Genomic DNA, 15,817 nt, shown 5'->3' with positions numbered 1-15,817 from the left:
TTACTTATACTTATAAACACAGCATGGAAAATATGAAAAACTCAAGAAGAAACTTCTTCAAAAAAGGACTGGCGGGAGCTGTCGCATTAGGAACTGCCTCCATTACCCAACCTGTATCGGCAGTTACTGCCAAAGTAAATGCGCCTACTGCAAAACGTATTGTTTTAATATCACTCGACGGAATCTGTGTAGACGGATACCTGAAGGCAAAAACTCCGAATCTGGATGCCTTGATGGCCGAAGGTTCACTCTCGCTGGATACACGTGTGGTCATGCCTTCGGTGACATTGCCTAACTGGACCAGCCATCTTTGCGGAAGCGGCCCCGAACAGCATGGTGTAGTCGATAATAGCTGGGAAATCTCCAAATTCGTATTACCTGCGATTGAAACAGATAGCAAAGGATATTACCCTTCCGTATTCAAAGTATTGAAAGAGGCACTTCCACAGGCAAAAACAGCTTTCTATTATAACTGGATCAACCTGTTCTACCCATACAATAAACAGTATCTGGATGAAGTCAGCTACCTGGAAGAAGATGCCTACGTGCCGAACTACGAGAAAGCGCTTTCTTTTCTGATGGAGAACCGGAAAAACCCGACACTGGCATTCCTCTATTCCGTACATACCGACCATGCCGGGCACAAACATAAATGGATGTCTCCGGAATACATACAATCCATCGAGGAGGCGGATGTGGAAATCGGCAAATTCATCGACAAGATGAAACAGGAAGGATTATACAAAGATACCCATTTCATGTTCCTGACAGATCATGGCGGTATCGAATACGGGCATGGCGGAGTAAATACGGACGAAATGATTGTCCCCTGGGGTATCACCGGGCCGGGAATAAAGAGAGGATTCAAGATCACGGAAGCTAATAACACGGTAAACACAGCAGCCATCATCCTGCACCTGTTCAAAGTAAAACAACCCTTATCCTGGACAGGCGAGGTGATAGAGACAATATTCAAATAATTCTATAACAAAAACTATGACAACACTCAAAAGTTTTCTACTTCTTTTGTGTATCGGCTTCTCTTTGCAGGCTTATGCACAGGAAAAAGTAACCACCCGCGAAGTCCTGTCTTTAGACAAAGGATGGAGTTTCCATAAGGGAGATATCCCCTACCCGATTATTAAAGGACATAACGCGACTTACCGGAACGCTAAAGCCGGATACGTGAGTGGAGCCGCCTCCCCGAACTACGATGATTCCTCCTGGCGTATCGTAGACATCCCCCATGACTGGGCGATCGAAGGACGGGTAAACCCGGAAGCCAACCTTTCGCAGGGTTACTACGACCGCGGTTTCGGCTGGTACCGCCGTAAATTCAAACTGTCTCCCGAAGATAAAGGGAAGCACCTGGAATTACAGTTCGACGGTATTGCCACACATGCCACGATCTGGGTTAACGGAACCGTACTGCATCGCAACTGGTGCGGTTATACATCCATGTATATCGACATCACGCCGTATGCAACATATGGTGACGATGTGAATACCATTGCCGTACGCGTAGATGCAGAAGCCCAGGAAGGCTGGTGGTATGAAGGAGCAGGAATTTACCGCCACACCTGGCTGGTAAAACGCTCGCCGCTGCATATTATCACAGATGGTGTCTTTGCCAATCCTGTAAAGAAGACCGAAAGCCAGTGGGAAATACCTGTAGAGGTTTCCTTATATAACTCAGGTAAACTACCTGCCAATAGTGAAGTAGAAGTTTCTTTGTTTGCCCCGGATGGCAAATCGATCACGACACAAACCCAGAAACTCTCTGTCAGAGCATTGGGAGAAGGGATTGCAAACTTATCAATGACAGTTTCAGACCCTCAACTCTGGTCACCGGACAGTCCCGCACTTTATAAAGTCAAAACCATTGTAAAGCAAAACGGTACTGTAACGGACGAAGTCGAAACCAAATGTGGTTTCCGCACGATCCGTTTCGATAATAACACCGGTTTCTGGCTGAACGGAGAGAATATCAAGATAAAAGGCGTTTGTAACCATCAGGATCATGCCGGTGTGGGTGTCGCCGTTCCGGATGCTTTGTGGGAATTCCGCCTGCGCAAACTAAAAGAGATGGGAGTCAATGCCTATCGTGTTGCTCATAATCCGGTTGCCAAAGAATTTATGGCTGCTTGCGACAGCATGGGTATCATGGTACTGGATGAAAACAGATTGTTCAACACTTCACCCGAATATGTTCGTCAACTGGAGTGGCAAGTACGCCGCGACCGTAACTGTCCGAGCGTAATCCTCTGGTCCGTTTTCAACGAAGAACCGATGCAGGGCACGGAAAACGGGGTTGAAATGGTTCGCCGCATGTACGACGTAGTGAAGAAGATGGACCCGACACGCCCTATAACAGCTGCGATGAACGGAGGATTCTTCTCTGAATATAATGTATCGCAGGCGGTAGATGTCGGAGGATTCAATTATCAGATCGAAAGTTACGACCGTTTCCACGAAGAAAACCCGGACCTGCCTCTGACCAGTTCAGAAGATGGTTCCGCCTTTATGATCCGGGGTGAATATGTAACAGACAGGTCGAAAAACCTGATGGATTCATACGATACACAATGTGCGGACTGGGGAGCTACCCACCGCAGAGCCTGGAAAGCCGTGGCTGAACGCCCCTGGATGGCAGGGTGCTTCTACTGGACCGGATTCGATTATCATGGCGAACCGACTCCGCATCGCTGGCCTACAGTCAGCTCTTTCTTCGGTATCATGGATTTATGCGGATTCCCCAAAATGGCTTATTACCTGCATCAGGCACAATGGGTAAAGGATAAAGATGTCTTGGAACTGGTGCCTCACTGGAACTGGCCTGCCGACTCCATCGGAAAGCCTATCAAGGTGATGGCATTAAGCAATGCAGATAAAGTAAAGCTCTTATTGAACGGTAAAGTAATATCCGAACAAGTGGTAGATCCGTACGAAATGAATACTTGGTCTGTTCCTTATAAACCTGGCAAGCTGGAAGCCATCGGCTACAAGAACGGAAAGATCGTCTCACGTACCAAAGTAGAGACAACTAAAGACCCCGTCCAGGTTCGCCTGACGCCTGACCGTAACAGCCTGGCTGGCGATGGCCGGGACGCTATGCCGATAACCGTGGAGGTTGTAGACTCCAAAGGTCGTCACGTACCGACAGCCAATAACATGATGGAATTCACCCTGACAGGCCCTGCCGAAATCATCGGTGTAGGAAACGGTAATCCGAACTGTCACGAGCCGGAAAAGGGAAATAAACGTAGTCTGTTCTACGGACTGGCACAGGTCATCATACAGAGCAAAGAAGGTTCGGGTCCAATCACCCTGACAGCCTCTACTCCGGGATTAAAACCGGCTACGATCACGATCAATGCTGAGCAGGTACCCCCTATCCCCTCCATTGCGGCAGAAAATCCACCGATGTTACTGAATAGATGGGTAGCTTCTCCCCTTTCCACCGAGAAACCCGACGCCACCCGTCAGATAGCCGATAATGATATGAACAGTTGGCAACCCGTTTCAGGCGGCAACCTGATCAAACTGGAGAATGCCAATTTCGTTATTTTACGTGCGACATTCAATCCTTACCAGGCTCATCAGGAAGAAGGCGGAAGTATCCTCTTCAAACAACTGACAGGAAAAGCCGAAATCTGGCTCAACGGTCAACTGATCGGTTCAAAAACGACAGATAAGGAAGAGGATTTCACTGTTGAATTTCCTGCCGCAAAAGAGAGATGTGACCTGCGCGTTCTGCTGAACGGCACGACAGGCGAAGCCGTCGGTCTAAAAGGTAACGTGACGGTACGTACCAAACGAATGATTCCGTAATCAAGATCATCCGGGTTACGCCCGATAGTTCCGGAATTGATCATGACAGAGGAGGACGATCGCCATATGGCCGTGCGTATCCATCCACAATCAAAATATCTTATGTTACGTCAGAAAATGTACATCTGGTATTCTTGGGTAATTTCGGACTCGCAGGTCAGATGTCAGGATGCAAAGAAAGAAACACAAAAACGGGGCTGTCTCAAATGAAAACCAGCCCCGTTATAGAAAACGTTATTTAATTTATCCCATCTTCCTTTTTAAAACATACTCCAACATTATTATTGTCCACGGAAAGGATTCTGATCCTTTGAAGCATCTATTGCGTCATTATTAGTAAACTCTAACTGAGGAATCTGACAAAGAAAACGATAATCATTTGACGGCAGATATCCATAAGGTTCAGCATCTGCTGCATTATAGTTATCCAAATAAGTCATACCTAAAGAAAAATGCCCGGCCGGATTTGAAGCTGTTGCACCATAGCGATACAAAGGTTTTTGTAAACGCAACAAATCATACATACCAGTCACCCCTTCGCCCAACAATTCTTTACGGCGTTCTACATATATACTTTCCAACAACTCTGTTTTAGCCGTTGTAGTTGTTGGCTTCGCAACGTTACGTGCACTCTGCAGTGTATTCAAATAAGTTAATGCATTTGCCGTATTATTGAGATTCGCTTCCGCTTCTGCCATAATCAATAACATTTCAGCAGAACGCATTAATGAAAACTCCGGATAAGTATGTCCCTGCGGAGCACCATTGGCATCTCCATAATATTTAAATTTATTGTAAGCCCATTTAGCAGCAATCTCTTTGTCTCCATTAGCTGTACGGTGCCAGAACATTACCGACTTAACATCATCGTCCGTTACGCTTTCGGTCTTTGTACATTTACTACCACGAAAATCTGTTTCATCAAACAATTGAACGAATTTATCGTCTACAAACAAATTGATAAAACTATAAATCGGACCGTCTGTCATACCTTCTCCATAACTCGGATCCTGATTATACCAGTAATTGAATTCAGTATTCGAACTAATATTCGACAAATTAGTAAAATTCAGCCCCCAAATAACTTCTTTACAACCATCCGATAACAAATTATCGAATCCGCTGCACCATTCCTCTTTGCTCATCAACGTATTATACTTGTCATAAACACTTTTAGCCTCAGCCAAAGCTTTATCCCAATCACCCATTACCTGATAAACACGAGCCAAATAACCGGAAACCACATCCACATTAAGTTTCCATTGTTCCTCCCGGTCATATGAAGCAAGCAAGCTTTTGGCTGCCGTCAAGTCATCAAGCACTTGCTTATAACATTCTTCCACAGTCGAGAACCCTTTGGAATCAGGCTCGTTGGAAGAAGTCCGCAAGATAACTCCTCTTTTATCCTTGGCTATCGCATAAGTCTGCTGATAATTTAACAACAGGTTAAAATAAGAAATTCCACGCATGGCCAAACACTGTCCTTTGATAACCGGCTTTTCCGATTCATCACCCGAAGCCTCCGGAAGTGCATCGATAATAATATTCGCCTGGTTGATAATCTTATACATATTCGTCCAAATACGTTTAGAATAATCTCCTGCGGCCTGTGTACGTCCTTCCGTCAAGCGATAGCTATCCTCAACCGAACCGCCATAGTTCTTCGTACTCATAATATCCGCACCAGGCAAATCGTAATACATGCACAGACCGGTTACGCCAGCATAACAAGCATCGTTCTGGCTACTTCCACCTTGTTCACCCATCAACAAATATTTATAAGCCGAATTCAAAGCCATGTTCAGCCCCGTAGTGCTTCCCAAAATCGTATTCTCATCTATATCAGTCGATGAATTTGTTGTCAATTCATCATTGCAATTACTCAAAGAAAAAGCCAACAGAGCAACAGCAACAAACTTCATATTTTTATATATTCTTTTCATATCAAACTCTTATTAAAATGAAACCTGAATACCACACATATAAACTCGTCTTGACCCCTGGATACCGTTGTCTGTTTCGGTATTACCATTATAGTTGTTACCCATAACACCTGTTTCCGGTTCCGAATGACGTTTTGCGGCAGGACCAAACGTCAACAGGTTATCGCCTGAAATATATACGCGGGCATTTGAAACCCCGACTTTTTTGGTCAAAGCCTTCGGTAAGGTATATCCTAAATTGAGGTTTCTCAAACGCAAGAAATCATTATTATGAATAAAGAAATCCGTTCTTTTTACGTTCAAAGAGGCATTCGCAGAAGACAAACGAGGGAATTCTGCCACATCACCCGGCTTTTCCCATCTGCTTTCCACCTGATCCATAATCATGCCTACTCCATCCAAACCGGCAGTACGTTCCAACCATACATAATCGTACATTTTCGACCCCAAAGAAGCATACCACATAAAAGAAAGATCAAATCCCTTATATGTAAACGTATTAGTCAAAGAACCGAATGCCTTCGGTATCGCAGAGCCGCACCATTGATAATCGTCCATCGTGACGTCTGAATAATTTTCCGTAGTTTTCCAACCACCATTATCGTCTTTAATCAGATAGACTCTGTTACCATTATCCGGATTTACTCCGGCATGTTTCGGCATATAAAATTCATATAAAGAACGTCCTTCTTCCAATTTATATGTTGCACCACGGTTCGCATACGTATAAGAGCCACCCGGCAGATATGTCACCTCGTTCTTCAAGGTAGACATATTAAAATCAATGTTCCACTGAAAATCGTTGGTCTTGACGGCTACTGCACTCAGTGTCAATTCCAAACCACTGTTACGCACATTTCCCATATTGGTGTTATAACCGGCAGCATCACCTACCTGTGCGGATAACGGCAAATTCCTGTAATACAACAAATCTTTCGAACTACGGGAATAATACTCAATCGTTCCGCTCAAACGACTTAAGACACTGAAATCTAACGCTATATTATACTGTTCGTTGCGTTCCCACTTCAAATTAGGTGTAGCAATCGTACGCGGCTTATATCCGGCAGCACCATAAAAATCAGCAGAAGTATAATAGGCTTGATAAGCATATAAAATTTCATCTCCTGCAGTACCGCTACTTGTATTACGAGGCACCAACTTATCGTTACCGGAAGTACCATAACTACCACGTAACGCCAAATTATCAACCCAATCGATATCTTCCATAAAATTCTCCTTCGAAATTCTCCAAGAAGCACCTACGGAGAAGAAGTTACCCCAACGACTGTCTTTACTGAAGCGTGAAGAGCCGTCGCGACGAATAGAACCGGACAAATAATATTTGTTTTGGAAATTATAATCTATCTTGCCAAAAACAGACAACAAAGAATAACGATTACGGTAAGAACTTACGCTCCAGTTTGCAGTCGTTGATTCCAGTTCATACTGTCCCATTTGCATGATGCCCTCACCATAACCATAATTATATTGCTGGTTATAAGAATATAACTCATGCCCCAACAATACATCCAAATTATGTTCGCCGAAAGACCGATTCCAAGTCAGCAAGTTATTCCATGTAACAGAAGTTGTTTTCCAGTTTTCACGTGTGGCATCTCCACCATTGGTCATAACCGTCACGCCAAAAGGCTTCTGTTGCCCCGAACCATGCACGGCCGAGCTATACCCGTAGCCATTCTCCTGAATATCGTCAAGATTCACATTCGTCTTAAACTTAATATCGAACGGCAAAGAAAATTCGGCAAAATAATGAGCCGTCAACATACCTCCCTCTTTATTGCTGAAATTATCATCATTGGGGTTATTCCAATAATCGCCGGCCCCGTTTAAGACATGGATTCCGAAGAAATTACGACTGTTCACACCGTAATCGTTCATACGCATACCGGTCTTCTCCGAACGATACCAATCCGTATTGTCTTCATTTCTTAACCAAGGCGAATTCAACGTGTTTGAATAAACCAACGCACGGTTTGCCCCTGAAACGTTCTGACGAGAATAGCTATAGGCCAAGTTTCCTCCCATCTGCAACCAATCCATCACTTGCGAAGTCACACTCGCACGGAATGAGTAACGCTTGTAATACTGGTTATTAGCATACCCTTTATCGTTCAAATAAGAAATAGAAGTATAATAGTTTGTTTTCCCGTTATCGCTCGAACCACTGACATCCAGCCCGTAATCCTGGCGCAACTTACGTGAGAAAACAGCCCCGTACCAGTCATAATCGCTTTCATCCCAAACCATTTCCAAATTAGGATTAGCCCAACAGTTGCCATTTCCATCATGCAATACATAATTCGAAGCATCGCCGGTCCATTTGAACGGGGTTACATAAACCGTTTCGCCTTTTGAATTTACACGTGGATTTACAGCACGCGACAACAAGTTTGCCGACGCATAATCGCCTGCATCCTGCTTACTCATCCCTTCCACGTAATACTTATCATTATATAAGGCACGCCACAAATTGGTCATTTGCTGGTAAGGATCTGCCTTTTTAGGGTTAGCCACCGCATTATCGGAAGTACCCCACGCTCCTCTGAAATTGATAACAGGCTTACCCGATTTACCTTTCTTTGTCGTAATTACCACTACCCCATTCGCTGCACGCGAACCATACAACGAAGCTGCCGCGGCATCTTTCAATACCGTCATCGACTCTATATCCGAAGGCGAAATAGAGGTCAACTTACCATCATAAGGCATGCCGTCTACCACATACAAAGGTGTCGACTTTCCGGACATGGAAGCTATACCGCGAATCTGAATACGCGTTTCGCCCCCCGGGTTACCCTCATTATTAGAGACATTCACACCGGCCGACATACCTTGCAAAGCTTCCGCAAAACCGGCCCCTGAAATCTTTTCCAACTGGTCGGATTTGACTATTGAGGCAGAACCGGTAAACGACGATTTCTTTGCCGTACCATAGGCAACGACAACCACCTCGTCCAAATCCTGCGTATCGCTCAGTAGTTTTACATTCACGGCACTATGTCCATCCCAAGTAATCTGCTGTGTAGCCATTCCGACAAACGAAATAACCAATACCGCTCCTTTTTGTACTCCATCTAAAACAAAGCGACCATCCTGGTCGGTAATCGTACCGTTTGAAGTACCTTTCACAGAAATGGAAGCACCGGCTACAGGTCCCATTTCGTCTACAACACTACCTGTAACTTTGTTTTTCTGCTGTGTAATCATAGTTCCTTCGGAGGAAGGGATTACGGCTGCATGGATAGTTCCGCCCATACCGAATACGGTTGCCAGAACCAAAGCTTTAACCAGTTTCGAATTTGTCAACATAAAATAAATTTAAAAGTTAAACAATTCTGTTTTTTCATATTAAAAATATATAGAAGAGCGCAAGCTCTTTTAATATCAACAACTTCGACCACAGCTAATCGCATAGAGAAATACTCGTAGGTTTTTCATTCGTTTGTTTAAACTCATTAAAAAGACCATTGTCTTTGAAGAACTATGGTGACAATAGTTATCAAAAAAACAGAAATGATTACATATGTTTCTTTTTGAATAAAATACAAACTAAGTGTTAAGCAACCCCCCTCTGTGGCGGATATATACTAAATAACCATAAATAAAATGAACAATGGATGATCTTGTTTTTTTTGATACCTTAACAGTGTAAAGCCTATCTGAACCCGTTTTGACCCCGGTTTCCCTCCACTCTGCCTTCGTTCTGACTCCGTTGTGAGTCCGTTCTGACTCCGTTCCAAGCATCGAAAACAGATGGGAATTTGAACGAGAAAGGTGTTTTGAATCGACTGGTTTTCAACATTATATGCGTTTTTTGAGAATAGCGTTGTCGCTTATTTCTATACTTTCAATATAGTAAATAAATGTTAATAAACTTTTGGTTGTTTCGTTTGTTATCTAATTGTATTCCGTTAATAGTATATAATTGTAAATCAGACATTATGGTAGTGGCTATCTCTATGTTAAAATTTAATCTATATGTGAAAATAATAAGGGTGTATTATTAATTTATTAGAAAATTACATTATATTTGCATCGATTTTATACCATAGTTCTTCAAAAACTATGTCATTACAATCATTATTTAACATTTTGGAAGTGCATTAGAGAAAAAAAACTGTGCCAAAAGTCTATTTCCGGAACCGGCCTATCAATCACAGACCAGCCAAAGACTTTTAGCACAGTTTCATGCTTTTTCAGTACGTTGATCTTTCAATATTATCTGACCAACTGCAATTCCTTGATCAGTCGCGGGCATTTACCCCACTTGTCGATCATATAAAGTACATAACGGATATCTACTGCAATACAACGCTGCAAGTCGGGTTCGAAAGCGATGTCACCGCTCATGGCTTCCCAGTTTCCGTCGAAAGCAAGACCGATCAGACGAGCATTTTTATCGAATACAGGGCTACCGGAGTTACCACCGGTAATATCGTTATTTGTCAGGAAGCAAAGCTGCAACTGTCCGTTTTCATTGGCATACTGACCAAAGTCCTTGCTACGGATCAGGTCCAGGATTTCCGGTTGAACCCAGAACTCATCATCTTCCGGATTTTCTTTTTCCAGGATACCTTTCTCCGTTGAATAATAGTCATACCAGGCTGCATCATACGGATGATACCCTCCGATAGAACCATAGCTTAAACGCATCGTGAAGTTCGCATCCGAAGAAAGGGGCTTTTCCGGATACATTTCCTTCAGTCCGGCAAAATACAGGCGTTCGCCTTTGGCAATATCGTAATGAGCATCGCCCATAAACTGCTGCAACTCGAACAAAGAGATCAGCGTGGACAAACTCAGTTCGGCTGCCGGATCTTTTTTCAATTTCGCATACAGTTTCGGATCTTTCAGCATCTTCTCGATCTTGTCGTATGACAAAAGTGAAGTCTTCTTAAAGACGTCTGCTGCATATTTTGCATAGTCACCTTTATACTTCTTATCCACTTTCTGATAGATATCCGGAAGATATTGAGCCGGAACACGTTCTTTCACCACTTTCATCATGGCAGCCAATACCTTTTGGTCAAGGGAGGCATCGTAATCTTTAAAGAACGGCTGGATCTTATCTTTCAGGACCATGTCTATTTCTTCCGGAGTAGAACCGTTTATATCCACACCCTGTACCATACGCGCCAGGCGCACAATTTCAGTACCGCTGACAAATGCTTCTGACAGATAAGTGGAAACTTTCCGGTATTCATCCGTCGAAGTATATCCTTTTTCCAACAGGTTCAGCACTTCGCCGTATTTGGCTTTACGTTCAGGTGTCTGACCGGCCCAGGCGGCAAAAGCAGCTTCCTCTTCCTTCTTACGCTCTATCACGTTCAGATTAGCCAGACCGCGGTTCATACCGATAGAATTCTTCCAGTAGTTAGAGCTACCGGCATATTTGGAGGCATATTTGATACGGACTTCATCGCTTGCCGACATAGCATCTTTCCAGATAGCTTGTTTGATGCCGCGTACCTCGATACGAGGCTTGTTGCTGTCTTCAATACGCTGTTTCACACCCCAGGAAGATAAATAACGGTCTGTGCTGCCCGGGAAACCAATTGTCATCGCGTAATCTTTATCCTGGTATCCCTGAAGGGAAACTTCTGCTACATATTTAGGGCTGTAAGGCTTGTTGTCTTTGCTGTATTCCGCCGGTTTGTTATCAGCATCGGCATACACACGAAATACGGAAAAGTCGCCTGTATGACGCGGCCACATCCAGTTATCCGTGTCACCACCGAACTTTCCGACTGAACTGGGCGGAGCAAATACCATACGAACGTCGTTGAACACATCGTAAACAACCAGGAAATACTTGTTATTATTATAGAAAGGAACTACATCCGCAGCCTGGAATTCCGTATTGCCGATCGAGTCGCAGATGACTTGTCCGATAGAATCGGCAGCAGCCAAACGCAGATATTCTTCTTCAATACCGGCGATTTCACCGTTGATACGGTCGCTTACGTCAACCGTTTCACGCAGGTAGCGCACGCTCAGTCCCGGGACAGGTAATTCTTCTTCCTTACTCTGAGAAACGAAACCGTCTTTCAGATAATCATGTTCAACGCTACTCAACTGCTGGATAGAACCGAAACCACAATGGTGATTAGTAAAGATCAATCCTTCTTCCGATACGGTAATACCGGTACATCCGCCACCGAAAATAACAACAGCATTGGCCACACACGGGTCGGTTTCACTGTAGAGTTGCTGATAGGACGGGACAAATCCCAATTCCTTGATTCGAGCCAGATTTTGTTTGTTAAGTTCCTTCAGAACCCACATGCCCTCGTCGGCATATACCTGGCCTGCAGCAACAAGAAGCAGTAAAACTGCCCACACCTTCTTCATAAAATTCATTCTTTTTTATTCTATTAGTAATTTAATATTTTTCGCATCTACGCGTGCACCGAGCCACTCACGGATCTTTAACTGTTCTTTTTCATTGATACGCTCTTTGCTTTTTAGGTAAACCAACATGACTGTGTCCTGTTTCATGCTGTCAGTACTTACAATATAGGTATTCGAACAAGAGGCTTCAAGAACAGACGGGAATAAAACTTTCATCTCCGGAATCAACTCCGAAGTCATACGCGAAGCACTCTTATACCGGTCTACCGTCTTTTTCAAGGAATCGATCTGTATGGATTGTACCCGAAGAACTTCTTCACTATTTTTATATAGATCCTGCATCAGCATGCTTTTCAGTTCGTTTATATCGGTAGCTTCCTGTCCGAAACCTTGCTGGACGACCAGAGAGACATCTTTCAAACCATATTTGCGAAGCCGGGTCCGGGCAATTTCGATCATGGGTTCCGGCACATTTTCACCGATCATTACGACTTTCACTTCTTTCTTCTCGCTCGTATCCGTCACTGTTTTACTCAATATCTGTGTATTCGGAAAAGCCAGTTCTTCCGTCACAAAATTAGCGACCCGGTCATTGAAATAACTGGTACGGATCAGGTTATAGCTCAGGAAAAGACTCGGTACGATCGTGAAAAAAACAATCACCCCGACATAGCGTGTTACCACCTTTTCCCGTTGTTTATCCAGGAATATCTTCTTTGGATATTTCAGTACACGGACCACCAGGAAAGTTGCCAGACTGATAAACACCGTATTGATAAAATAGAGATAAAAAGCACCGAAGAAATAATAAAGATTCCCGCTTGCCAATCCGAAACCGGCCGTACAGAGCGGTGGCATCAACGCCGTAGCGATAGCCACACCCGGAATCACATTTCCTTTACTTTTGGTTGAACTGGCAACAATACCGGCCAATCCACCGAAGAAAGCGATCAGGACATCATAGACGGTCGGCTGCGTACGCGCCAACAATTCACTTTGCGCCTCACTGATCGGAGAGATCAAAAAGAACAGGGTTGAAGTGATCACACTGAACACCGTTGCCGTCGCAAAATTACGGAAAGACCGCTTGATCAGGTCATAATCATAGATGCCCAATCCGAGACCGAACCCCATGATAGGTCCCATCAGCGGAGAGATTAACATCGCACCGATAATCACCGCCGTAGAGTTTGTATTCAAACCCAACGAAGCGACAAATGTTGCAAAGATCAAAACCCAAAGATTAGTACCTTTAAACTCAATACCTTTTCTTATAGACTCAACCGTTTCGAGTTCATCTTCCTTCTCCTGGCGAACGTCAAAATTACGAACAAAGAAGTCTCTTATTTGCTTGTGTAACACTCCTTTTTCCATCCCACTATCTTGTATTGATAAATACTCCGACTAATAGCCACACCTTAATCGTGCAAAGATAGAAATAGTATCCCTAAATAAAAAATAAGAAGTGTGAACAAGAATAACCGGCATAAAATTCGAAGTCTTATTGATTTTCAATTAACTTTGCACAAAGAAGAATATTATTTTGAAAAGGAGTCCATCTAAATGTTTATATAAATAATGAAACGCTACTTAATTCTGATATACATGCTTGGCAATATACTCTTTGCTGCTGCCGACAACACGGCTACCAAAGAGGCTTTAAGCGTTGCTTTAAAATCAATATCCTCCCCGGAAGAAAAGCTGGAGACATTGACAAACCTGATGGATATCTCCCGGCAGGAAGAACAGGTTGACTATGCCAAACAGCTGTATAAGGAAGCACTGGCCAACGATAACGATTATTATAAAGAAGCTGCCCTGACCGAAATTCTCCGCTTTTATGTCAACAACGACATCAAAGACAGCACAAACGTTTACATGGAAGAAGCAAAACGCGAGCTGAAAGGCAAAGCACGCGATTTTCTGGTAACTTATATGCAGACAATCATCGACGTACGCGTGGTTTTCTATACCGAAGGAGAAGACAGGAAGAAACTGATCGAGCAATACCGGCTTAAACTGGAAACAGACAAAAATCTTTCGGTCCTCGAAAAAATATCGATCAATTATGTGCTCGGAATGGCTTACGGCAACCGGGTTGAACCGGGTAACGAAGAGGAATGGAACAAGCGTATATGCACACGTTTTAAAGCGATCATCGACTTGTCGGAAAATATCCCGCTACAATATTCTTACTTATTCCGCTTAAATACGTTCAGTATTCTGACCCTCTATTCAGGTGAATCGAATTATTCAGGCGCGATGAATGACCAGGCGACTTATGCGCTTCGCTATCTGGAAATGCAAAAAGAATATGCAGAAACGAAAGAGATGAAAAAGCGTCCTTACATCAGCAAACGGCATTTACTGAACGCCTATTCTTCTCTGGCCGTTACGGCAAAGACGCTTGGAAAAGACCTAGCCTCTTCTTATTTCCAGCACTTTATGGAACTGAACAGGAAATATCCGGAAGACGCTGCTTTCTCTGCCGAATATGACCGTTTCTTCACAGCTCTGAATTTTTACCGTACAACCAACGATTATCCGATGGCCATACGATATTGCGACTCCGTTATTCATTATTTCCGCAATGCCGACTTTAAAATCGATTTATCAGACCATGTCGTTTCGACGCTCAAAGAAAAGATAGATATGCTCGACAGCCTGCATCTATATAAGGAAGCTTATGAATCCCACAAAGAATACGCAGCTTTGGTGGATTCGGCACGACTCAAAAACATGAAAGACAAACTGGAAGACCTGGAAATCAATAAACGGGTAGACGAACTGGTTATTGAGAAGAAAGCACTGGAAGTGGACTTACAGAAAAGCCGTAGCCAGCTATATATATTCCTGGCCTTGTTTATCTTGGCTATCAGTTTCGCAGTCTTTGTTGCGTTCCGCTTATGGAAAATCAATTCATTGTATAAGAAATTACAGGAGTCGAACCGCCTGGTCATCCTCGCCAGCGAGAAAGCACAGGAAAGTGAAAAGATGAAGAATGCCTTCATTAAGAACATGTGTCACGAAGTCCGCACACCCCTGAACGCGATCAACGGGTTTGCCGACCTGATTACGACAGAAGACATTACGCCTGAAGAAAAGCAGGAATTCAGCAAGATCATTTTCGAGAACTGCAACCATATCACTTCCATGATGAACAGCGTACTCGAAATTGCCCAACTGGACAGCAACAAGGAGGATTTGCCCTTATCACCAGTAAATATCCATCTGCTCTGTTCCTGTGAAATGGAACAACTCAAAAGACTCAACAGCAAACCAGACATCGATTACCAAATAGAAGGCGACCGGAACAAGGATATTGCTTTTACCAATTCAAGCCATTTCAGCCTGATCCTGGCCCACTTGCTGAACAATGCAAACAAATTCACCGAACGGGGAAGTATTGTCCTTTCCTATAAAGCGGAAGAAGAACAAAACCGGATGATCGTCAGCATCACAGATACCGGTTGCGGTATTTCGCCCGATAAACGTGAATGGATATTCGAACGGTTCACCAAAGCGGATGATTTCGTTCCCGGTTCAGGATTGGGATTATATCTTTGCCGCCAGATTGCAGAGCGTATGAAAGGCCAGATCTACGTAGACCCGGATTATACAACCGGACTACGCATTACGCTGATCATCCCGATCAAACCGGAATAAAA

Annotated in this window: 7 protein-coding genes; 3 read left to right on the top strand and 4 right to left on the bottom strand. The window is 43.7% G+C overall.

Annotated elements, in window-relative coordinates:
* Positions 1-32: 32 nt before the first annotated feature.
* Entirely contained in the window at positions 33-980 is a 948-nt protein-coding gene (locus DWW91_RS01045; RefSeq protein ID WP_009860564.1) for an alkaline phosphatase family protein, read from the top strand.
* A 16-nt stretch (positions 981-996) separates the two neighbouring features.
* Positions 997-3,831, top strand: a complete 2,835-nt coding sequence (galA, locus tag DWW91_RS01040; RefSeq protein WP_122326686.1) for a beta-galactosidase GalA — start codon at positions 997-999, stop codon at positions 3,829-3,831.
* Between the two features lie 281 nt (positions 3,832-4,112).
* On the opposite strand, the gene DWW91_RS01035 is transcribed toward galA, so the two are convergent.
* The 4 genes from DWW91_RS01035 to DWW91_RS01020 all read right to left on the bottom strand — a co-directional run bounded on the left by DWW91_RS01035 (position 4,113) and on the right by DWW91_RS01020 (position 13,523).
* A complete protein-coding gene (locus DWW91_RS01035) occupies positions 4,113-5,774 on the bottom strand; it encodes a RagB/SusD family nutrient uptake outer membrane protein (RefSeq protein WP_009860562.1) in 1,662 nt (553 codons plus the stop codon).
* A gap of 12 nt (positions 5,775-5,786) precedes the next feature.
* A complete protein-coding gene (locus DWW91_RS01030) occupies positions 5,787-9,107 on the bottom strand; it encodes a TonB-dependent receptor (RefSeq protein WP_010801259.1) in 3,321 nt (1,106 codons plus the stop codon).
* A gap of 909 nt (positions 9,108-10,016) precedes the next feature.
* Positions 10,017-12,149, bottom strand: coding sequence for a S46 family peptidase (locus DWW91_RS01025; RefSeq protein ID WP_370449547.1), 2,133 nt, complete (start codon positions 12,147-12,149; stop codon positions 10,017-10,019).
* 15 nt (positions 12,150-12,164) lie between these two features.
* Positions 12,165-13,523, bottom strand: a complete 1,359-nt coding sequence (locus DWW91_RS01020) for a TIGR00341 family protein (RefSeq protein WP_122326684.1) — start codon at positions 13,521-13,523, stop codon at positions 12,165-12,167.
* A 231-nt stretch (positions 13,524-13,754) separates the two neighbouring features.
* Here DWW91_RS01020 and DWW91_RS01015 point away from each other — a divergent pair, with 231 nt between their 5' ends.
* Positions 13,755-15,815, top strand: coding sequence for a sensor histidine kinase KdpD (locus tag DWW91_RS01015; protein WP_122326683.1), 2,061 nt, complete (start codon positions 13,755-13,757; stop codon positions 15,813-15,815).
* Positions 15,816-15,817: the final 2 nt, after the last annotated feature.

The organism is Parabacteroides sp. AF17-3 (assembly GCF_003635445.1).
Lineage (GTDB): Bacteria > Bacteroidota > Bacteroidia > Bacteroidales > Tannerellaceae > Parabacteroides > Parabacteroides goldsteinii.
This window is presented reverse-complemented; position numbering and strand designations above follow the sequence as displayed.

Excerpts from the sequence above, each read along its gene's own strand:
- DWW91_RS01025 (WP_370449547.1), bottom strand. The coding sequence starts at position 12,149 with ATGAAGAAGGTGTGGGCAGTTTTACTGCTTCTTGTTGCTGCAGGCCAG.
- DWW91_RS01015 (WP_122326683.1), top strand. The coding sequence starts at position 13,755 with ATGCTTGGCAATATACTCTTTGCTGCTGCCGACAACACGGCTACCAAA.
- DWW91_RS01045 (WP_009860564.1), top strand. The coding sequence starts at position 33 with ATGAAAAACTCAAGAAGAAACTTCTTCAAAAAAGGACTGGCGGGAGCT.
- DWW91_RS01030 (WP_010801259.1), bottom strand. The coding sequence starts at position 9,107 with ATGTTGACAAATTCGAAACTGGTTAAAGCTTTGGTTCTGGCAACCGTA.
- DWW91_RS01035 (WP_009860562.1), bottom strand. The coding sequence starts at position 5,774 with ATGAAAAGAATATATAAAAATATGAAGTTTGTTGCTGTTGCTCTGTTG.
- DWW91_RS01020 (WP_122326684.1), bottom strand. The coding sequence starts at position 13,523 with ATGGAAAAAGGAGTGTTACACAAGCAAATAAGAGACTTCTTTGTTCGT.
- galA (WP_122326686.1), top strand. The coding sequence starts at position 997 with ATGACAACACTCAAAAGTTTTCTACTTCTTTTGTGTATCGGCTTCTCT.